We start from the raw sequence: 19,568 nt of genomic DNA on the forward strand, positions 1-19,568 counted from the left end.
ATGCCGGAAAGGGCATTGCCCGTGGGCGCCCTATGACCAAAATCCGCTGACGGCCGAGCATGCGGCCTGGCGGGAACTGACCGATGTATCCGGATACCGAGCTTCACATCGCGGGACGCTGGCGGGCGGGCGCTGACCGGCAGACCCTGGGGGTCCTGAATCCGGCGACCGGCGAGACGATCGGCCGATGCGCCGTTGCCACCCAGGGCGACCTCGACGAGGCTCTGGCGGCGGCCTCACGGGCCTTTCCGCATTGGCGCAAGGTGGCGCCGTTCGAGCGCGCCAAGGTGATGCGCAAGGCCGCCGACCTCCTGCGCGCCCGGGTCGACGAGATCGCCCGCGTCATGACCCTCGAGCAGGGCAAACCGCTGGCCGAGTCGCGGGTCGAGACCCTGGCGGCGGCCGACATCATCGACTGGTTCGCCGAAGAGGGTAAGCGCGCCTACGGCCGCGTCATCCCGGGCCGGGCCGACGGCGTGCTGCAGGCGGTCGTGCGCGAGGCGGTCGGCCCGGTGGCCTGCTTCACGCCCTGGAATTTCCCGATCAACCAGGCCGTCCGGAAGATCTCGGCGGCGCTCTGCACCGGCTGCACGGTGATCCTGAAAGGCCCCGAGGACACCCCGGCGAGCTGCGCCGCGCTGGTCCGCGCCTTCCTGGATGCCGGCATCCCGGGCGACGCGCTGTCACTGGTCTACGGCGACCCGGAGACGATCTCCGCCTACCTGATCCCGCACCCGGTAATTCGGAAGATCTCCTTCACCGGATCCACCGTGATCGGCAAGAAGCTCGCGGCGCTCGCGGGTGAACACATGAAGCGCGCCACGATGGAGCTCGGCGGCCACGCCCCGGCGATCGTATTCGGTGACGCGGACGTAGAGAAGGCCATCGCCGTCCTCGCGCCCTCCAAGTTCCGCAATGCCGGCCAGGTCTGCGTGTCGCCGACCCGCTTCCTCGTGCATGATTCGGTGTTCGACCGCTTCGTCGAAGGGTTTACCGGCTTCGCCAAGACCCTGAAGGTCGGTGACGGCCTCGATCCCGAAACCAAGATGGGCCCGCTGGTCCACGGGAGGCGTCTCGACGCCATTGCGGCCCTGACGGCGGATGCCGAGGCGAGCGGCGCGAGCCTGCGCACCGGTGGCAAGCGGATCGGCAATCAGGGCAACTTCTTCGAGCCGACCGTCTTCACCGAGGTGCCGCTGACCGCCCGGATCATGAACGAGGAGCCCTTCGGCCCCCTGGCGATGATCAATCGGTTCTCCGACGACGACGAGGCGCTCACCGAGGCCAACCGCCTGCCCTACGGGCTCGCAGCCTACGCCTACACTCGCTCGGCGGAGCGGGCCGCCCGGGTGTCGAACACGGTCGAGAGCGGCATGATCTCGATCAACCATCACGGTCTTGCCCTGCCGGAGACGCCGTTCGGCGGCGTCAAGGACTCAGGCTATGGCAGCGAGGGCGGCGCTGAGGCACTGGACGCGTATCTGGTGACCAAGTTCGTCACGCAGGCCAATTTCTGATCGCGCGGCCGGCGGGTCTCACGGGGCCGCCGGCCGAAAGTATCAGTAATGAGGCGGCGGCGGCTCGGGTCCGCGCTGGCCGGTTCGTGCCGCCGCCTCCTCCACCTGCTCCCGCAGGGCTTCGATCTTCCGCGTGAGCCGGTCGATGACCTGCCATTGCTCGGTCACCGTCCGGTTCAGATCGTCGATCGTCGCTTCCTGCTCGGTGAGACGCATTTCCAGGCGGTCGATCCGGCTCGGGGCGTTCATGTCCGATCTCCAATCGGGACAGGTGATGAGTCGATCACGGCCGCCACCCGACCGTGCGGCTCTGTCCGCCCGCCCCTCCTAACCGAAGCGGCACCCGGGCAGCGACACCGATCCTCGCGGAAACGAACGGCAAGACACCATCGGTGGGCGAGCGAGCCAGGAAGCTCGGTCCGCGGCGAGCCGGCGCACATGCCACCTCAGGTTGCTGTTAAAAAGGGCGAGCGCCGTGAAATCAGTTTCTGAGCTGCGCATGCTTCGTTCGCGCGTAAACAGGACATCGGCTTTAGCCTCGCCGGTTATGTAAATTGTGACTTTTTAAACGTTCCTATTTTACAGGACGTCAATCGAATTGACAGAGTGGGCCGGGGCGGCGGATGGCGATGTTTGGTATGCGCGCTGACGCGCTGGTCTCGGCCATCGACCGGACCATGAGCCGGGTCGAATTCGATCTGGACGGCACGATCACGGACGCCAATCCCGCCTTCCTCCACCTCGTCGGCTACACGCTGGAGGAGGTGCGCGGGCGTCACCACAGCCTCTTCGTCTCGGAGGCCGAGCGCGCCAAGCCGGACTATGCGACCTTCTGGGCGCGACTGGGCGCCGGGCACCACGAGGCGCGGGAATTTGCCCGGGTGACCAAGTCCGGACAGGTCATCTGGATCAGGGGCTCGTACAACCCGATCCTGGACCGCCGGGGCAAAGTCGTCAAAGTCGTGAAGTTCGCCACCGACGTCACCGAGGAGCGCGCGCGCAACGCGCTGTTCGCCGGACAGATCGCGGCGCTCGACCGCTCGCAGGCCGTGATCTGCTTCACGCTGGACGGCACCATCACGGATGCGAATGCGAACTTCCTGTCGACGATGGGCTACACCCTTGAGGAGGTCCGCGGACGCCATCACAGGATGTTCATGCCGTCGGCCGAGGCGGCCGGCACGGCGTACACGACATTCTGGGCGAACCTTGCCGCCGGTCGCCATCAATCCGGCGAGTTCCGCCGGGTGGGCAAGGATGGCCGCACCGTCTGGATCTTCGGCGCCTACAATCCGATCCTGGATGCGGCGGGCGCGCCCTGCGCCGTCGTCAAGTTCGCCACCGACGTCACCCGGCAGGTCGAGGACCGGGAGCGCCGGGCCGCGGGTCAGCGCACCATCGATGCGGACATCGCGGCAATCCGCGACTCGATGAGCCGTGTGGTCCAGCAGGCCGACGAGACCTCGGAGGCCTCGAACCAGACCGCGCACAACGTCCAGGCCGTCGCCGCGGGCTCGGAGGAGTTCGCCTCCTCGATCGAGGAGCTGAGCCGCCATGCCCTGCTGGCGAAATCCTCGGTCGACAAGGTGGTCACGCGCGCCGAGGAAGCGGGTGCGATCGTCGTCGGCCTGACCGGCGCCGCCGACCGGATCGGCGCTGCCGTCAGCCTGATCCGCTCGATCGCCGACCAGACGAACCTGCTCGCGCTCAACGCGACGATCGAGGCCGCCCGGGCGGGCGCCGCGGGCAAGGGCTTCGCGGTCGTGGCGGCCGAGGTGAAGGCGCTGGCCGAGCAGACGGCCCGGGCGACCGGGGAGATCGGCACCCAGATCACGGCCGTGCAGACGGAAACCGCCCGCGCGGTGGCCGCGATCGACGGGATCGGCACAACCATCGAGCAGCTCAGCGAGATCACGCTCAGCGTATCCTCCGCCGTCACCGAGCAGGCGGCGGTAACCCGCGATCTGACCGAGAACATGCAATCGGCCGCTCAGAGCGTCGAGACCGCGCGCGCCGCGATGGCGGACATCGCCGCTTCCGCGGCCTCTGTGGATGCCTCGGTGCGCAAGGTCTCGGAGGCCGCGCGCGCCCTCGCCTGAGCGCCCGGGTGCCGCGAGCCTGACCTCAGGCCGCCCGTGCGGCCGCCATATCGGCCACGGCGACCCGGTCGCGGCCGCCGTGCTTGGCAGTGTAGAGCGCGGCGTCAGCCCGCAGCATCAACGTCTCGAACCCGACGCCATCGCGGGCCTGCGCAATCCCGATGCTGACGCTCACGCGCAGGTCGGGCAGTTCGGGCACCAAGAGCTGCGCGAAGGTGTGGCGCAGCCCCTCGGCCCGAGCCAGTGCCTCGGCGGGGGAGACCTCCGGCAGGAAGCAGGCGAATTCCTCGCCGCCCAGGCGCCCCAGCAGCGCCCCCCGCGGCAGCAGGGAAGCGGTCATGGCGCAGAATCCTACCAGCACCGCGTCGCCGACCGCATGCCCGTGGACATCGTTGACGGCCTTGAACCGGTCGAGGTCGAACAGCAGGAGCGCCCCGCCTTGCTTGGTCATTGCCGCCTGGGCGGCCTCCGCGAAGGCCCGGCGGTTGCGCACGCCCGTGAGCGCGTCCGTGGACGCGGCAATGCGCTGCTTCCGCTCGGCCCGCTCCTTCACCAAAGCCATGAAGGTGAAGGCGGAGGCGATCGAGAAGAGCAGGGTTACGAAGCACAGGATGGCCACCCACGGCGATGCGAGCGGGTTCAGACCGGGCCGCGGCGGCGCCAGGAAGGTCGAGGGGATCCGCACGAGATAGAACAGCCCGTGCAGTCCGAGAACGGCGGCAGCCGTGATCCGGGAGGCCAGGCGCTCGTCACGGCCGCGCCAGATCTCGACGGTCGCCGCGCCGCAGTAGAGCGTCGCCGCCGCGGAGGCGTAAAGGATCCGCAGCACGATCGAGTCGTAGAAGGCGGGGACGAAGCAGAGCGCGCACCAGACGAGCGCACCGGCCGTGGCCCAGCCCACACGGGGATTCAGGCCTTCGAACGATCGGACGCCGCTCCAGATCAGGCCATAGGCGGCGAGGACGATCGCGTTCGCCACGCCGATGGAGATGAGATCGGGGATCTGCCCACGCAAAGCCAACCCGGCTGAGCCGACCGCGCCGACGAGGTGCGCGGCGCCCCAGAACGCGAGCGAGCGCGATTCGGGTGCCTGTCGCCACGAAGCCAGGAACAACGCGCCGACCAGCAGCGTCGTCGCCGCACTGACGATCAGCAGGGTGGCGGGATCAAGCTGCACGACCGTCCATCGATCTCCAACCAGATGCGCTGCCGAGCCCGCCCCCGAGCACGCGCCGCTGAGGCCGTTCGAAGACGAATCGCTTGATACAAACATCAGTACAGTACGTTTATCTATATGACAATATACCTACCCTCAGAACGGATAATGATTGGCGGCAACACACGGAATGGTCAGCCGACAACATAGCGCTGTCAGGCGAAGTCAGGCCGGGTAGATGCGGGAGTTCAGTGCCAACGACTGTTCAGGGTCCGTCCGTTCATTCCATTCTGGATCGCTGATCTCAGCAGCGCCGTCCTTGCGAGCGGAGCGAAGCAATCCAGGCGGCGCCACGACGGCTGATGTCGCGTGGCCCTGGGTCACCTCGCTGCGCGCGTGATGACGATGCGGGACGCGTTGACCGAATCGCTCAACGCGCCATCGTATCAGGTGGCATGGATCACCGGGACCGCCGGTGCGCCTTCCCACTCGGTGTTGGCCGGAATCGACTCGCCCTTCATCACGATGGTGAGGGGGCGCAGCCGCGCGAAGTCACCGACCTTCGTGTCGTAGAGCACCGTCGAGAAGGCGCCCACGGAGACGCCGCGCCCGACCACGACGCGGCCGATCTTCATGATCCGGTCCTCGTAGAGGTGGGTCTGGAGCGCGGAGACACGGTTGATCGTGGCGTAGTCGCCGATCGTAACGCAGTCGAATTCCGTGATGTCGGTGGTGAGCATGCACACGCCCTGGCCGACTTTCACGCCGAACAGGCGCAGCACCCAGGGCAGGAACGGCGTGCCCTGGAGGTGCTCCAGCAGCACCTTGCCGGCCAGCCCCCAGTAAGCCACCGCGATGGCCTCGGTGCGCATCGCCCACCAGGACCACATCGGCTGCATGCCGGGCTTGTAGACGCCCATCAGCAGCCACTTCATGGCGATAACGGCCGAGGACTGGATCAGCGCGATGGCGACGCTCGCCGCCACGAAGCTGACGGCCAGCCCCGTCCAATCCTGCTCCAGGATGGCGGGATAGAAGTACCAGTCGATCACGGTGATCGCGAGCGTGATGTAGAGCATCGGCGAGAACGAGGTCGCGAACGCCTCGAAGATGCCGCGTCGCACCTTCGGCCAGATTCCGGGCTCGTAGGTCTGCGCGGTCGAGCCGAGATCGACCTTCTGCCGGGCCGGCAGCCGGATCGGTGGCGAGCCGAACCACGTCTCCCCGGGGCTCATGGCCTCGTTCGCCGGCGGCTTCGACTTGATGCCGATCAGCACGTCGTCCGGGATCACGGCGCCCGGCGGCACGACGGCGTCGTTGCCGACGAACACCCGCGCTCCGGTGCGGGTCGGCTCCAGGTGCATCCAGCCGCGTCGAATCTCCTCCTCGCCGTACACCACCTCGTCGGCGATGAAGTTCTTCGCGCCGACTTCGGCGAGGTCGTAGCGTCCGGAGAGGTTGGTCGAGATCTCCGCGCCGTGGCCCATATTGGCGCCCATCAGCCGGTACCAGGCCCGCATGTAGACCGTGGCGAACAGCGACGAGAGCGTCTCCAGCGTCACCTCGACGGCGAGGGCCAGCGACCATTTCCGCAGGTAGAACAGCGAGTGGACCGAGTAGGTACCGGAGCGCGTCCGCGGCAGCACAATCCAGCGGATGCCGGCGATCAGCAGCACGGTGCCGGCGGTCATCAGCATGGCGGTAGGCCAGGTGAGGATCGGCAGGTACCAATGGTAGTCGACGTCGGTGATGTCGGACAGCGAGTCCGAGATCTGGTCGAAGATGAAGAAGGCCGGGAAGATCGGCAGCAGGCCGACGGCCGGGATCGCGCCGAGCAGCACCACATAGGCCGCCATGAAGCCGGCCCGACGCCGCCATGAGGCCTCGGCCGGTGCGGGCAGCTCTGTCGGCTCGGCCATGCCGACCTTGCGGCCGGGTGAGCCGTCCCAGCGCTCGGCGGCGCCGACCCGCGTTCCGGCCGGGATCGTGGTGAGGTCGCCGATCTCGGCCTGCGGGCCGACCACCGTGTCGTGGCTGAGCACGCAGGAGGTCCCGACCGCCGTGTCGGCGCCGATCTCGACCCGGCCGATCACCAGCTCGTTTCCGACGATCTCGGCATTGGCGATGACCAGCCGGCCGCCGAGCGAGGCTCCGTCGCCGATCGTCAGGAGGTCGGGCGCGCCGACCTCGATATCGGAGATCAGGGTGTCGCGGCCGATCTTGGCGCCCATCAGCCGGAGATAGATCGCGATGGCCGGAGAGCCCTGCAGCCACTTCACGTGGACGAGCGGCGCGAGCCGCTGCGCGAGCCACCAGCGGTAATAATAGGCGCCCCAGAGCGGATACCGGCCGGGCTTGGTCTTCCCGAGGATCAGCCACTTGCCGGCGACCGCCGCCACGGCCGTGACGCCGTTGATCGCCACGTAGACGAGAAGCAGCACCCCGAGTTCGGCGAAGAAGCTGAGGCCGCCGCCGGTGAGCAGCAGGTAAGTGACGAACATGCCGAGCCACTGCGCGGTCGCGAGCGCGATCACGAAGGGCAGCGCCACCAGTTGCGCGAGGCCGCACAAGGCCCGGCGCAGCAGCGGGGGCGGGTCGAAGCTGAGGTCATGGATTGCCGCCGAAGCGCCCATCCCGCCGGTGCGCGCGATCAGCGCGTCGGCCATCGCCCGTACGGTGCGCAGGGCGTAGACATCCGGCAGGGTGATGCCGGCGAGGGCCGGCGTCTCGCGCACCGCCGAGACGAACCGGGCTGCGAGCAGCGAGTGGCCGCCGAGGTCGGCGAAGAAGTCGCCTTCCAGCGGGATCGGCTGGTTGCCGAAGATCTGCTTGGCGGCTGCGACGAGGGCCGCCTCCGTCTCGTTCGCCGGGGGCTCCTGCTCGCCGTCGGCCGAGACCACGGTGAGCGGGGCGATCTTGAGGGCCTTGCGGTCGACCTTGCCGGAGGTCAGGCGCGGCAGCGTCTCGGCTACCTCGAAGTGGCCGGGCACCATGTAGGGCGGCATCTGCCCGGCCAGCGTCCGCCGGAGCGCCGCGGTATCGATGGCGCGGCCACGCTCCGGGATCAGGAACGCCACGAGGCGATCGACCCCGTCATCCTGCCGCAGCACCACGGCAGCCTGATTGATCTCGGGTACGCTGCGGATCCGCGCCTCGATCTCACCGAGCTCCACCCGGAAGCCGCGGATCTTGACCTGATCGTCGATGCGGCCGTGGAACACGATCCGGCCGGCGGCATCGAGCGAGACCGCGTCGCCCGAGCGGTACAGGACCGGGTCGGTCCCGTCCGACGCGAAGGGGTTGGCGATGAATTTCTCCGCCGTCAGCTCCGGCCGGGCGAGGTAGCCCCGCGCCACGCCGGGGCCGCCGATCAGCAGCTCGCCCTGCTGGTCGCGGCCGAGCAGGCTCAGATCCTCGCCCGCAACGTAGACCGAATAATTCGGGATCGGGCCGCCGATGGTGACCGGCTCGCCGGGCCGCATCTCGGCGGCAGTGGCCACGACCGTGGCCTCGGTCGGCCCGTAGGTGTTGAACAACTGGCGTGAGCCCGTCGCCCAGCGGGCGACCAGCGGCTCGGGGAGCGCCTCGCCGCCGAGCAGGACGAGGCGCACGGTCGGCAGATCGCCCGAGATCATCGCCAGCAGGGTCGGCACGGTGTCGAGCACCGTGATCCGCTCCGCCTCGAGGATGCCCGGCAGCGATTCCACGTCGCCCATCATGGCAGGGCTCGCCACGAACAAGGTCGCGCCCACGAGGTACGGGACCCAGATCTCTTCCATGGAGAGATCGAAGGCGACCGAAGCCCCCTGGAACACCACGTCGTCGGCGCGCATCCCGTAAAGCGCGTTTCCCGAGCGCAGGAAGTGGCAGATGTTGGCGTGACTGATGACGATGCCCTTGGGCACGCCGGTCGAGCCCGAGGTGTAGATCAGATAGGCGGGGTGCTCGGGCGTCAGGCCGGCGGCGCGGGCGTGGGGGACCGGTGCGTCGGCGGGGGTCGCGGCATCGAGATCGGCCGGCGTCAGGGCGGGTGCCGCGTCCGGTGCGGAAGGCTTGAGCGCCGGAGAGACCAGCAGCGCCTTGGCGGCCGCGTCCGTCAGGCAGACCCCGACCCGGTCGGCCGGCGCCTCAGCGTCGAAGGGCAGCCACGCGGCGCCCGAGAGCGTGATGCCGATCTGCGCCACGAGCAGGTCCGGGCCCCGGGCCATCCACAGGCCGACCACATCGCCGGGACCGATGCCGCGGTGGGCGAGCCCGGCCGCGATCCGGCCGGCGCGGGCGGCAACTGCGGCGTAGGTCAGGCGTGGGTGGACGCCGCCCGCCTCGACGCGCGCGCCGTCGATCAGGCACGGATGGTCAGGACGGCTGCGGGCCGAATCCAAAAAAATCTCGGCCAGCACCTCGTCGCGGATCAGGTCCGGACGGTGCGCGCCGCGCAGGAAAGCGGCCCCCTCGCCGGGACGCTCGCGCTCCCCGGCCGCCAATCCGGGCCGGGTCTTCTCGGCGACGTCGCTCATCCGCTGCTCCGCTGGCCGCCCGCCCGGGCCGGCACTTCCGTGGCGGCCGCCCTATAGCCTGCCGATCATGCCGTTATCGAGGCGGCTTTGCACTGCGCCCGCGCACGGGATCAACCCCAGCGCCAGCCGTCAGGCTCGAGGACCAGAACCTCCCCCTGGCGAATGCCGAGCCGCGGCGCGGCGTAGATATCGAGGTGACCGAGCGCGACCAGGGCCGCGCGCGCCACCCCGCCATGGGCGACGACGACCGTGTCCCGTTGCAGCCCGGCGAGCATCGGGCCGACCCGCTGCACGAGTGCGGCATAGCTCTCGCCGCCGTGGCCCGGTGGGCGGTGATGCCAACGGTCGCGGTCGCGCCCGGCGGCGCCGGCCGGGTCGCGGCGGCGGATCTCCGCCCAGGTCGAGCCCTCCCAGTTGCCGAAACCGATCTCCCGCAGCCTCGGGTCAGTCCCGTACCCGTCGGCGCTGAGCCCGAGCGTCGTGCGCAGGATCTCCATGGTCCGTCGGGTGCGCTTGAGCGGACTCGCGACGAACTGCGCCTCAGCGAGCGTCGAGCCGGCCAGCTTGGCGAGGCGCTCCGCAACCGCGACCGCCTGCGCCTCCCCTTGCGCGTTCAGGTCGGTGTCGCGACCGCCTTGAAGGCGTCCCTCGGCGTTCCAATCGGTCTGGCCGTGGCGGATGAAGTAGATCGTAACCAACCGTCTCACATCCCGTCCTGCGCAGGCGTTCGGAACGGCCAGGAGTGCCGGCCGTTCTCGCCGTCGGTCGGCAACGTCCGGAAACAGGTCCTGCCCTATGTCGAAGAAGAACGGCAAGCATCATCGCGGCCAGAAGCGCGACCAGCGCATGACAGACGGGGACGACCTGCACGGGACAGCCCATGCGAAGCGCCCCTCGACGGCCCGATGGGCCAGCACGATCGACGCAAACGCCGAGAGCATCCCGGCCGCGCTGGGAGCGCATCGGGAGGTCCCGATCCCCGCCGCAGCGGGCATCACGGTGGTCGAGCCCGGCACGCGGATCGACCTCGGCGCGGTGGATGCCGACGCCGACGGCGGCCTCGACAAGGACTGGGCGAAGGAGGCCCTGGGCCGCGAGCGCGAGCGGATCATCGCGCTGCAGGAGCGCCTCTATGCCGAGCGGGCTCGCAGCCTCCTGCTGGTGTTCCAGGCCATCGACACCGGCGGCAAGGATGGGACGATCCGGGCGGTGCTGAAGGGCGTGAACCCGCAGGGTTGCACCGTCGCCTCGTTCAAGGTGCCCTCCAGCGACGAACGCGATCACGATTTCCTGTGGCGCTACCACGCCCGAACGCCGGGGCGCGGCATGATCGGCGTCTTCAACCGCAGCCACTACGAGGACGTGCTCGTTGTGCGGGTGAAAGGCCTGGTCCCGGACGCGGTCTGGCAGAGCCGCTACGGCCGGATCAACGACTTCGAGCAGCTGCTCACGGAATCGGGCACGACCATCCTGAAATTCTTCCTGCACATCTCAAAGGCGGAGCAGAAGAAGCGCCTGGAGGCGCGGATCGCCGATCCGGAAAAGCACTGGAAGTTCGACCCCGCCGACCTCGTCGAGCGGAAATCCTGGGATGCCTATCAGCAGGCCTTCGCGGACGCGCTCTCGCGCTGCTCGACCCCCCGTGCCCCGTGGCTGGTGGTGCCGGCCAATCACAAATGGTTCCGCAACTACGTGATCGCCAAGACCGTGGCGGATACGCTGGAGGCGATGGATCCGCGATTCCCCGAGGCTGCCAAGGGCATTGCCGATCTGACCGTTCCGGATTGAAGCGGGAGGCTCGGCATGCTGGCGGTACGCGAGGTCGCGGTCTCGGGTTACCGCTCGCTCCGGCGGATCAGCTTCCCGGTCGAAGACCTGTCGGTCTTTGTCGGCGGCAACGGGACGGGCAAAACCAACCTCTACCGGGCCCTGGAGCTGCTGCAGGCGGCGGCCCTGGGCACGCTGACCCGCGACCTCGCTGCGGAAGGCGGCATGGATTCGGTGCTCTGGGCCGGCCGACGCCGCCAGGGCGAGCCCGCCCGGCTCTGCCTGTCCGTCAGCCTGAGCGATGACGAGACCGGGCAGGTTTTCGCCTACACGGTGGAGATCGGGCTGGTTCCGCAGGCCGGCGCCGAGATCTACGGCGCGGCCTTCCGGCAGGAGCCGCAGGTGAAGGCCGAGCGTCTGACCGTGCGCAATGGTGGCCGGACGGCCGTGATCCTCGACCGGGACGGCCGCAGCGGCTTCGTGCGCGACGCCGACGGGCGCAAGCAAAGCCTCGGGATCGATCTGCTCGCCACCGAGACCGCGCTTGGCAGTGCCCTGATCGCAACCGGCCAGCCGGAGATCGCCCTGGTGCGGCTGGCCATGGCGGCGTGGCGATTCCACCACGGCTTCCGGACCGACGCCGATTCACCCCTACGGCGGCCGTGCCTCGCGGTGACCACACCGACCCTGGCCTCGGACGGCTCCGATCTCGCCGCGGTCTTCGCGACGCTCGCCCATATCCGCCAGGACACAACGGACCTCGATGAGGCCATCGACGGCGCCTTTCCGGGGGCGCGCCTGATCGTGCCGGAACCGGCGCGGGAGGCGAGCTTCGGCGTGACCTTCCCCGACTTCGCTAAGCGGATCTTCGACGCGTCGGAGCTGTCGGACGGGACCTTGCGCTTCCTCGCCCTGGCCGGTGCCCTGCTCGGATACCGGCTGCCGCCGTTCATCGCCCTGAACGAGCCGGAGACCAGCCTGCATCCCGACCTGATGGAGCCGCTGGCCCGGCTGATCGCCCGGGCGGCGGAGCGCACGCAGGTCTGGCTGGTCACCCATTCCGATCGCCTGGCCGATGCCATCGCGGCCTCCGGCGGTCCGCGTCCGCGGACCGTCCTCAAGCGCGACGGCGAGACCTGGATCGAGGGTTTGCGCCTCTCGGGCACGTTCGCCGAAGCCGCCGCGGATTGATCCCGTTGCCGGCCGTGCGGCGAAGCAGGTCGAGCTGGATCCTAATCCTTGTCGAGGGTCAGGTCCGGCGCGTCGGGGTTCTTCATGCCGACGACGTGGTAGCCTGCATCCACGTGCAGGATCTCGCCGGTCATGCCGGCCGCCATGTCGGAGACGAGATAGGCGGCGGTCTCGCCGACCTCGCCGATCGTCACGGTCCGCCTGAGCGGCGCGTTGTACTCGTTCCACTTCAGGATGTAGCGGAAATCGCCGATTCCCGAGGCCGCGAGCGTCTTGATCGGGCCCGCCGAGATCGCGTTGACGCGGATATTCTTCGGGCCGAGATCGGCCGCGAGATACCGGACCGAGGCTTCGAGCGCCGCCTTGGCGACGCCCATGACGTTGTAATGCGGCATCCACTTCTCGGCGCCGTAATAGGTCAGCGTCACGAGCGAACCGCCCGGGCGCATGATCTTCTCGGCCCGCTGCGCCACCGCGGTGAAGGAGTAGCACGAGACCAGCAGCGACTTGGTGAAGTTGTCCTCCGAGGTCTCGATGTAGCGGCCGGTCAGCTCGTCCTTGTCGGAGAAGGCGACGCAGTGGACCACGAAGTCGATGCCGTCGGGAAAGACCTTGGCCGCCTCCGCGAACACCGCGTCGATCGTGGCCGAATCGGTCACGTCGCAATGGCCGATGACGTGGGCGTCGAGTTCCTTGGCGAGCGGCTCGACCCGCTTGCGCAAGGCGTCGCCCTGATAGGTGAAGGCGAGCTCGGCTCCGTGGGCACGGGCGCTGCGGGCGATACCCCAGGCGATCGAGCGGTTGTTGGCGACCCCGAGGACGATGCCCCGCTTGCCCGCCAGAAGGCCCTGCCCGTGTTCCGCCATGATCGATCCCGAAGCCTCGCGGCACCTCGCGGCGCCGGGGCGCCTCCTTAGCGGAGGTGGCCCGGAGACGGAAGTCCGGGCTGCCTCCACGCACTTTCAGGCTAGCGCCACTTTCTCAGGCCGCATCGCTCAGGCCGCCTTGGCGGCGCGGCGGCCGCGGGCGAACTCCATCAGGGCCGCGTCCTCATCCCGTGGCAGGACGATCGCGGTCGTGGCGAACAGGTCACCCTGCGTCCCGTCCTTCTTCGGCAGGCCCTTGCCGCGCAGGCGGAAGGTGCGGCCGGAACTGGTCATCGCCGGGATCTTCATCTCGACGGCACCGGTGAGCGTCGGGACGCGGATCGTTCCCCCGAGGACGGCATCCTCCAGCGGCACCTCGACGGTGGTTCGCAGATCGGCGCCCTCGACCGTGAAGCCGGGATGGGGCCGGAGCTTGATGGTCAGCAGCGCATCGCCCGCCTCGCCGCGCGGGCCGCCGCTCTGGCCGAGGCCGCGGAGCCGGATGGTCTGGCCATCCACCACGCCGCGCGGGATGACCACGTCGACCTCGCGGCCGGTGGGCAGGTACAGGCGCAGCTTCTCCTCGCTGGCGACCTGCTCCAGCGTCACCGACAGCTCGGCGGCCACGTCGTCGCCCTTGGCAGTCTGACGCGCGCCTGGGCCGGCTCCGCCCGCGCGGAAAGCCTCGCCGAAGATGTGCGAGAAGATATCCTCGCCCATCCCGCCGCCCATGCCACCCTGCCGGCTGCGGGCCATGTTCTCGAAGTCGAACCCGCCGCCTCGTCCGCCGCCGAAGCCCTCGAAGCCGGTCGCGCGCGGCTTGCCCTCGGCGTCGATCTCGCCGCGGTCGAACTGCTTGCGCTTCTCGGCGTCGCCCAGGATCTCGTAGGCGGCATTCGCCTCGGCGAACCGGTCCTTCGCCTTCACGTCGTTCTTGTTGCGGTCGGGGTGGAAGTCCTTGGCGAGCTTGCGATAGGCCTTCTTGATCTCGGCCTCGCTCGCCCCCTTGGCCACGCCCAGCACGTCGTAGGGATTGCGCATGGAACTCTTGGCTGTGCGGTGTGGGGTTTCGACCCCGATGTGGGAAGGATGTTGCATCCCTGCAACGGTCCTGCCGCCGAAAGTCTGCGGGTTCGGGCGTGGCGTCAAGCGGCGGCTCTCGCCCCGACGGGCGGCGAGGCATACTTGTGCCGTCAGCCGGGTGCGCGCTGCCTCAGCCGCCCTTTGCCGACGCTGAAACCGCGACAGACCGGAAACCCGATGCAATACGCCTGCGATCACGTCCATCTGCGCAGCCGCGACGCGGTCAAGGCCGGAGCGTTCTACGTCGAAACCTTCGGGGCTCGCGAGGTGACGCGCGTCGGCGACGACCCGGTGCAGCGCGTCGTTTTGGATCTCGGCGGACTCACCATTTTCATCGAGCAGGCGCCGGCCGAGACGACCCCCGCGGCACCGACACCCTGCCTCGGTCTCGAGCATATCGGGTTGCGCGTCGCCGATATCGAGGCGGCGATGGCCGATCTCACCGCCCGCGGCGTGCCGGTCCGAACCGGCATCACCCAGCGCGCGCCCGACCTCCGGATCGCCTTCGTGGAGGGTCCGGACGGGGCGCTGATCGAGATCCTGGAGCGCAAGGCCGCGTGATGCGCGGGTTCGCCCTCGGCCGCGGCGAAGCGCTCGCCTGCGCGCTGGGTCTGCTCCTGGCGTCGTCGGGCGGAACGCTGGCGCGTCCGTTCACGGATGCAGCCGGCCGAACCGTCGAGCTTCCCGACCGGATCGAGCGGGTGCTCCCGGCCGGCCCACCGGCGGCGGTGCTGCTCTACAGCTTGGCCCCGGACAGGATGACCGGCTGGGTGAGCGCCCCGCGTCCCGAGGCGCTGCCTTTCCTCGAGCCCCGGACCCGGACGCTTCCCGCCTACGGGCGCCTCACCGGTCGCGGCGGCACCGCCAATGTCGAGGGCGTGCTGGCCGCCAAGCCCGACGTGATCGTCGATTCCGGCAGTCTCGGACCGACCTACGCGTCCCTCGCCGACAAGGTCCAGGCACAGACCGGCATCCCCTACATCCTGCTCGACGGCAGCTTCGCGAGCACGCCCAATACTTACCGGCAGCTCGGCGCGGCGCTCGGCCTGCAGGCGGAGGCGGATGCGCTGGCCGGCCAGGCGCAGGATCTGATCGATGGCGTGGCGAAGGCGACCGGATCGACGCCGCAGGATCAGCGGCCCCGGGTGTACTACGCCCGCGGACCGCGCGGACTGGAGACGGGCTTCGTCGGGTCGATCAACACCGAGTTGCTGGAGCTGGCCGGCGGCCGCAACGTCGCGGAAGGCGGCGACGGGCGCCTTGGCAGCGTCTCTCCGGAGCAGGTCCTGGCCTGGAACCCGGACGTGATCGTCACGCTTGACCCGGCCTTCGCGACCGCGATCCGCACCGATCCGCTCTGGCGTGACATCAGGGCGGTCCAGTCGGGCCGGGTGTATGTGGTCCCGCAGCAGCCATTCCCGTGGTTCGACGCGCCGCCCGGGATCAACCGGCTGATCGGCCTGCGCTGGCTGGCCGGACTGCTTCATCCGGACCTGTTTCCGGCGCCGATGCCGGACGTCGTGCGCCGCTTCTATCAGCGCTTCTACCATGTCGGCCTCGATCCGGAGCAGGCAGCCGCACTGCTGAGATCCACGGTGCCGGACACGGCGCGATGAGCCGAACCGTGCTCGAGGCGGTCGGCGCGGCGCGGGGGCACCGGGGCTTCCGGGTCTCGGCGACGCTGCTCTCGGGCTTCGTCCTCCTGGCCCTGGCCCTGCTTGCGCTGGCCACCGGCAAGTACCCGGTCTCCCTTGCCGATGTCGCGGACGTCCTCGGCCATCGCCTGCTCGGACTGCCCGCCCGGGCGCCGGCGACGATCGATACCGTGATCATGCAGGTACGCCTGCCCCGGGTCGTGGCCGCCCTCGTGGTGGGCGCGGCCCTGTCGGCGGCCGGAGCGACCTACCAGGGCTTGTTCCGTAACCCGCTGGTCTCGCCCGACATCCTCGGCGTCTCCGCCGGTGCCGGACTCGGGGCCGTGCTGGGGATCTATCTCGGCCTGCCGGTGGCCCCCATTCAGGGCCTGGCCTTCCTGGGCGGCCTCGGGGCGGTGGCCGTCGTCTACGGGATCGGGCTTGCGGTCCGGCGGCAGGATCCGGTCCTCACCCTGGTTCTGGCGGGTGTGGCGGTCGGCGCCGTGCTCGGGGCCGGCATCTCGCTCCTGAAGGTCCTGGCCGATCCCTACAATCAGTTGCCGGCGATCACGTTCTGGCTGCTCGGCAGCCTGTCGTCGGTGAGCCTGGGCGATGTCGGCGCGATCCTGCCGATGATGCTTCTGGGGCTCGCACCGTTGGTGCTGCTGCGCTGGCGCATGAACCTGATGAGCCTCGGGGACGAGGAGGCCCGGGCGCTCGGCGTGGAGACCCGGGTGCTGCGCCCGCTCCTGATCGCAGGTGCGACGCTGATCACCGCGGCGGCCGTCTCCATGACCGGCGTCATCGGCTGGATCGGGTTGATCGTGCCGCACGTCGCCCGGCTGCTGGTCGGGCCGGATTACCGCCGCCTGCTGCCCGCCTCCCTGGCGCTCGGCGCCGGCTACCTGCTGGCCGTCGACCTGATCGCCCGGACGGCGGCGACCATCGAGGTGCCGCTCGGGATCCTGACGGCCCTGGTCGGAGCCCCCTTCTTCCTGTGGCTGCTGGCAGCCGGGCGCCGCAGGATCGCGTGATGCTGCTCCGAGTCCAAAATCTCGCCTTCGGCTACGGCGACCGGGCCATCGGGCGGGACGTGTCGTTCAACCTCGGCGCGGGCGAGGTGCTGTGCCTCCTCGGGCCGAACGGCGGCGGCAAGACGACCCTGCTCAAGACGCTGCTCGGCCTGCTTCCGTCACAGGCCGGCCGCATTGCCCTCAAGGATGCCGACCTATTCCGGCTGTCACGCGCGGCGATCGCCCGCGTAATCGCGTCCGTGCCGCAGGCGCATTCCGCCTTCTTCCCGTTCACGGTGCGCGATGTCGTGGTGATGGGGCGCGCCAGCCGCCTCGGCCCGTTCGCCGCGCCCGGACCGTCCGATGACGCTGCGGCCGAGCAGGCGCTCGCCACGCTCGGCATCAGCCATCTGGCGGAGAAGATCTATACCGAGATCAGCGGTGGCGAACGGCAGCTCGTCCTGATCGCGCGCGCCCTGAGCGGGGAGCCCGATCTCCTGATCATGGACGAGCCGACCGCCAGCCTCGATTTCGGCAATCAGGCGCGTGTGCTCGGACAGGTCCGGCGCCTGGCGCGCGGCGGCATCGGCGTGATGTTCTCGACCCACGATCCCGACCACGCCCTGCTGTGCGCGGATCGCATCGTGGCGCTGCATGGCGGCCAGCTCGTCGCAGACGGGCCGCCGTCGACGACGATCACCCCGGCCCTGCTGCGCCTGCTCTACGGGATCGACGTGGTGATGGCGTCCGTGCCGGGCCTTGCCGTACCGGTCTGCATGCCGGTCATCGACTGAACAGGAACGGCCCTGGGTCAGTGCGCGTCGGCCTAGCCGGCGGCAGCCGCGAGCCGTGCGGTCCGGTCGAGGTTCTCCGTTCCGTACACGTCACCGAGCACCGCCTCGCAATGCAGCCGCACACGAGCGTGGCACTCGCAGGCTGCCGCCGAGACCGCGCGCCGGTCGAGGATGGTGATCCGTCCGCGGCCGACCTGAATGAGCCCCTGCTCCTGAAGCACGCGCAGGATCCGCGTCAGATAGGTGCGCTGGACGCCGAGCATCGACGCCAGCAGTTCATGGGTGATCGGCAGCGTGTCGTCCTGAATGCGATCCTGGAGCGCCATGAGCCAGCGGAGACAGCGTTGCTCGATGGGATGCAGGGCGTTGCAGGCAGCGGTCTGAAGCAGCTGAGCCAATAGGCAATCGGCGTAGCGCGCGAAATGGTCTCGCAGCGAGGCGGACCGGCGGACAGCCTCCTGGAGCCGCTCCACCTCCAGGCGCAGCATCGGCCCACCCATCTGCACCAGCGCGTTGGCGGATGCCGGCAAGCGCCCCTGACTCACGATCCCGCCGACGGCGCCCTCGTGGCCGATGGTGGCGGTCTCGGCAGTTCGCCCGTCCCGGGTGGAGACGACCAGCGCGACAACGGCGTGATTGCAGGGGAACGTGATGTGCGTGACGTCGTCGCCCGCCTCGAAGATCGTCTGGCCCTTGGCGTGGGAGATCGCTTCCAGATCAGGCGCGATCAGTGCGCGGTCTGAGGCGGGAAGCGCATCGAGAAGCAGGTTGCCCGTCGGGGCGGCATTGTCGATTGGCATCACGAACGGAGCGGTGCGGGACAGAAGGCTCCCGACAAGCTCCTCTCGGACCCGCCCGTCGGCGGCCGGACCCGACACGCATACTCCGCGACCCGCGCCCCTGAACTAACGTAGGTTTCTTTCCAACGTGGGCATCTACTTGTCCGTGCAAAGCCCCTGCTCCGAGAGCCGCTTGTGCTCGCGCGGATCGCAATCCGTCGACAGGAAGGATGCCCAATCAGAAGGTGTGCCGTAGAACGCGTTTCGGTCGACATCGCCCCGGACGCCGGGGACCCGGCCCGTGGATGTGAACTGCCAAAGCATCCACTTGCGGTTGACGAAGCGCTGCTCCGGCTCCGCCGCTGTCGAGCGCAACCAGTGCGGGTAATCCGGCAATTCGCCTTCCAGCACGTCCTTATGGAAGGTGATGTCGGTGTAGATGATCGGGCGCTTGCCGGTGTAGCGCTCCATCTCCTCCAACATCTCCGAGACCATCGCCAAGGCTTGCGCCTTCGGCAGCTTCTTCGGGCAGGTCTGCGAGTGCCCGTTCCACTCGACGTCGAGCACCGGCGGGAGCGCGCTCGGATCGTTGGGGACGTTCCTCTTGAACCAGTCCATCTGCTCCTTGGCCGAGCGGCACCAGAAGACGAAGTGGTAGGCCCCCCGAGGCACGCCCGCCCGCGCCGCACCGTCCCAGTTGGTCCGGAAGCGCTCATCGACGTGGTCGCCCCCCTCCGTCGCCTTGATGAAGGCGAACTGGGTGCCGGCCGCCCGGACCGAGGCCCAGTCGACGTTGCCCTGCCACTTGGAGATGTCGATCCCCTGGATCGGGTGGAGCTTCGCCTTGGCCACGCCGGGATGCGGCTTCGCGTCACCCTTGGTCGGGTAGAAGTCGGAATTCGATGCGCAGGCCGCGAGGCCAGCCAGGGTCGCCGCGGCGGCGAACCGCGCGGCGAGTCGCCGGACGGCGCCGAAGCGGCCGCTCAGGCCCCGGCTCAGATCCTCGGAAAGCGACCGCGAAAGCGTGTAGATCCGCGTCATCAGTGCTCAGCCCGCCACCGAAAGAGCGCCACAGACAGGCGTATTCGATGGCCCCGGCGCGGTTAACGGAGCTTTGCGATCATTGCGGCGGAATTCCGAGATGCGTTGCAA

At 69.3% G+C, this 19,568-nt stretch carries 16 protein-coding genes; 8 read left to right on the forward strand and 8 right to left on the reverse strand.

Translation table 11 applies throughout. The features are described 5' to 3' along the window. The first annotated feature begins 83 nt into the window (after positions 1-83). Positions 84-1,517 (forward strand): NAD-dependent succinate-semialdehyde dehydrogenase, encoded by a 1,434-nt coding sequence (locus AC3WSN_RS17620; protein WP_492539659.1) that lies wholly within the window; start codon positions 84-86, stop codon positions 1,515-1,517. Positions 1,518-1,559: 42 nt separating this feature from the next. Here the strand turns inward: AC3WSN_RS17620 and AC3WSN_RS17625 are convergent, their stop codons facing one another. Further along, a complete protein-coding gene (locus AC3WSN_RS17625; RefSeq protein WP_238196074.1) occupies positions 1,560-1,766 on the reverse strand; it encodes a SlyX family protein in 207 nt (68 codons plus the stop codon). Between the two features lie 374 nt (positions 1,767-2,140). Here AC3WSN_RS17625 and AC3WSN_RS17630 point away from each other — a divergent pair, with 374 nt between their 5' ends. Beyond that, entirely contained in the window at positions 2,141-3,616 is a 1,476-nt protein-coding gene (locus AC3WSN_RS17630) for a methyl-accepting chemotaxis protein (protein ID WP_192708014.1), read from the forward strand. Positions 3,617-3,641: 25 nt separating this feature from the next. Here AC3WSN_RS17630 and AC3WSN_RS17635 read toward each other — a convergent pair whose 3' ends face one another. The 3 genes from AC3WSN_RS17635 to AC3WSN_RS17645 form a co-directional block, all read right to left on the reverse strand. Beyond that, positions 3,642-4,793, reverse strand: a complete 1,152-nt coding sequence (locus AC3WSN_RS17635; RefSeq protein ID WP_492539661.1) for a GGDEF domain-containing protein — start codon at positions 4,791-4,793, stop codon at positions 3,642-3,644. Between the two features lie 425 nt (positions 4,794-5,218). Continuing rightward, on the reverse strand, positions 5,219-9,289 hold the full coding sequence (locus tag AC3WSN_RS17640; RefSeq protein WP_492539663.1) for a Pls/PosA family non-ribosomal peptide synthetase: 4,071 nt from the start codon (positions 9,287-9,289) through the stop codon (positions 5,219-5,221). 110 nt (positions 9,290-9,399) lie between these two features. Further along, positions 9,400-9,987: a histidine phosphatase family protein gene (locus AC3WSN_RS17645; RefSeq protein ID WP_192708127.1), complete on the reverse strand. Its 588-nt coding sequence runs from the start codon at positions 9,985-9,987 to the stop codon at positions 9,400-9,402. Between the two features lie 97 nt (positions 9,988-10,084). Here AC3WSN_RS17645 and AC3WSN_RS17650 point away from each other — a divergent pair, with 97 nt between their 5' ends. Together AC3WSN_RS17650 and AC3WSN_RS17655 are read left to right on the forward strand one after the other, a co-directional pair. Beyond that, positions 10,085-11,077 (forward strand): polyphosphate kinase 2 family protein, encoded by a 993-nt coding sequence (locus AC3WSN_RS17650; RefSeq protein WP_192708011.1) that lies wholly within the window; start codon positions 10,085-10,087, stop codon positions 11,075-11,077. A 15-nt stretch (positions 11,078-11,092) separates the two neighbouring features. Continuing rightward, entirely contained in the window at positions 11,093-12,247 is a 1,155-nt protein-coding gene (locus AC3WSN_RS17655; protein WP_492539665.1) for an AAA family ATPase, read from the forward strand. Positions 12,248-12,288: 41 nt separating this feature from the next. Here the strand turns inward: AC3WSN_RS17655 and fabI are convergent, their stop codons facing one another. Both fabI and AC3WSN_RS17665 read right to left on the reverse strand, forming a co-directional pair. After that, a complete protein-coding gene (gene fabI, locus AC3WSN_RS17660) occupies positions 12,289-13,113 on the reverse strand; it encodes an enoyl-ACP reductase FabI (RefSeq protein WP_492539667.1) in 825 nt (274 codons plus the stop codon). A gap of 129 nt (positions 13,114-13,242) precedes the next feature. Then, positions 13,243-14,154: a DnaJ C-terminal domain-containing protein gene (locus AC3WSN_RS17665; protein ID WP_192708008.1), complete on the reverse strand. Its 912-nt coding sequence runs from the start codon at positions 14,152-14,154 to the stop codon at positions 13,243-13,245. Between the two features lie 219 nt (positions 14,155-14,373). Here AC3WSN_RS17665 and AC3WSN_RS17670 point away from each other — a divergent pair, with 219 nt between their 5' ends. From AC3WSN_RS17670 to AC3WSN_RS17685, 4 genes are read left to right on the forward strand one after another with little or no spacing between them, the layout of a single operon-like run. Continuing rightward, the gene (locus AC3WSN_RS17670; RefSeq protein ID WP_492539670.1) at positions 14,374-14,757 is read left to right on the forward strand and encodes a VOC family protein; all 384 of its coding nucleotides are present in this window, start codon (positions 14,374-14,376) and stop codon (positions 14,755-14,757) included. Beyond that, a complete protein-coding gene (locus tag AC3WSN_RS17675; protein WP_492539672.1) occupies positions 14,757-15,812 on the forward strand; it encodes an iron ABC transporter substrate-binding protein in 1,056 nt (351 codons plus the stop codon). The genes AC3WSN_RS17670 and AC3WSN_RS17675 overlap by 1 nt, the downstream gene beginning before the upstream one ends. Then, a complete protein-coding gene (locus AC3WSN_RS17680) occupies positions 15,809-16,864 on the forward strand; it encodes a FecCD family ABC transporter permease (protein ID WP_192708006.1) in 1,056 nt (351 codons plus the stop codon). Before AC3WSN_RS17675 ends, AC3WSN_RS17680 begins: the two co-directional genes overlap by 4 nt. Then, positions 16,864-17,637: an ABC transporter ATP-binding protein gene (locus AC3WSN_RS17685; RefSeq protein WP_492539674.1), complete on the forward strand. Its 774-nt coding sequence runs from the start codon at positions 16,864-16,866 to the stop codon at positions 17,635-17,637. The genes AC3WSN_RS17680 and AC3WSN_RS17685 overlap by 1 nt, the downstream gene beginning before the upstream one ends. Positions 17,638-17,669: 32 nt before the next feature. Here AC3WSN_RS17685 and AC3WSN_RS17690 read toward each other — a convergent pair whose 3' ends face one another. Next, complete coding sequence (locus tag AC3WSN_RS17690) at positions 17,670-18,437, reverse strand: Crp/Fnr family transcriptional regulator (protein ID WP_192708125.1); 768 nt, start codon at positions 18,435-18,437, stop codon at positions 17,670-17,672. Positions 18,438-18,572: 135 nt separating this feature from the next. After that, on the reverse strand, positions 18,573-19,457 hold the full coding sequence (locus AC3WSN_RS17695) for a glycoside hydrolase family 25 protein (protein ID WP_192708004.1): 885 nt from the start codon (positions 19,455-19,457) through the stop codon (positions 18,573-18,575). Between the last annotated feature and the right edge of the window lie 111 nt (positions 19,458-19,568).

It is taken from the genome of Methylobacterium sp. FW102-HT35C08, assembly GCF_058790235.1.

Excerpts from the sequence above, each read along its gene's own strand:
- AC3WSN_RS17620 (WP_492539659.1), top strand. The coding sequence starts at position 84 with ATGTATCCGGATACCGAGCTTCACATCGCGGGACGCTGGCGGGCGGGC.
- AC3WSN_RS17625 (WP_238196074.1), bottom strand. The coding sequence starts at position 1,766 with ATGAACGCCCCGAGCCGGATCGACCGCCTGGAAATGCGTCTCACCGAG.
- AC3WSN_RS17630 (WP_192708014.1), top strand. The coding sequence starts at position 2,141 with ATGGCGATGTTTGGTATGCGCGCTGACGCGCTGGTCTCGGCCATCGAC.
- AC3WSN_RS17640 (WP_492539663.1), bottom strand. The coding sequence starts at position 9,289 with ATGAGCGACGTCGCCGAGAAGACCCGGCCCGGATTGGCGGCCGGGGAG.
- AC3WSN_RS17650 (WP_192708011.1), top strand. The coding sequence starts at position 10,085 with ATGTCGAAGAAGAACGGCAAGCATCATCGCGGCCAGAAGCGCGACCAG.
- AC3WSN_RS17655 (WP_492539665.1), top strand. The coding sequence starts at position 11,093 with ATGCTGGCGGTACGCGAGGTCGCGGTCTCGGGTTACCGCTCGCTCCGG.
- fabI (WP_492539667.1), bottom strand. The coding sequence starts at position 13,113 with ATGGCGGAACACGGGCAGGGCCTTCTGGCGGGCAAGCGGGGCATCGTC.
- AC3WSN_RS17665 (WP_192708008.1), bottom strand. The coding sequence starts at position 14,154 with ATGCGCAATCCCTACGACGTGCTGGGCGTGGCCAAGGGGGCGAGCGAG.
- AC3WSN_RS17670 (WP_492539670.1), top strand. The coding sequence starts at position 14,374 with ATGCAATACGCCTGCGATCACGTCCATCTGCGCAGCCGCGACGCGGTC.
- AC3WSN_RS17675 (WP_492539672.1), top strand. The coding sequence starts at position 14,757 with ATGCGCGGGTTCGCCCTCGGCCGCGGCGAAGCGCTCGCCTGCGCGCTG.
- AC3WSN_RS17680 (WP_192708006.1), top strand. The coding sequence starts at position 15,809 with ATGAGCCGAACCGTGCTCGAGGCGGTCGGCGCGGCGCGGGGGCACCGG.
- AC3WSN_RS17685 (WP_492539674.1), top strand. The coding sequence starts at position 16,864 with ATGCTGCTCCGAGTCCAAAATCTCGCCTTCGGCTACGGCGACCGGGCC.
- AC3WSN_RS17690 (WP_192708125.1), bottom strand. The coding sequence starts at position 18,437 with ATGCCAATCGACAATGCCGCCCCGACGGGCAACCTGCTTCTCGATGCG.
- AC3WSN_RS17695 (WP_192708004.1), bottom strand. The coding sequence starts at position 19,457 with ATGACGCGGATCTACACGCTTTCGCGGTCGCTTTCCGAGGATCTGAGC.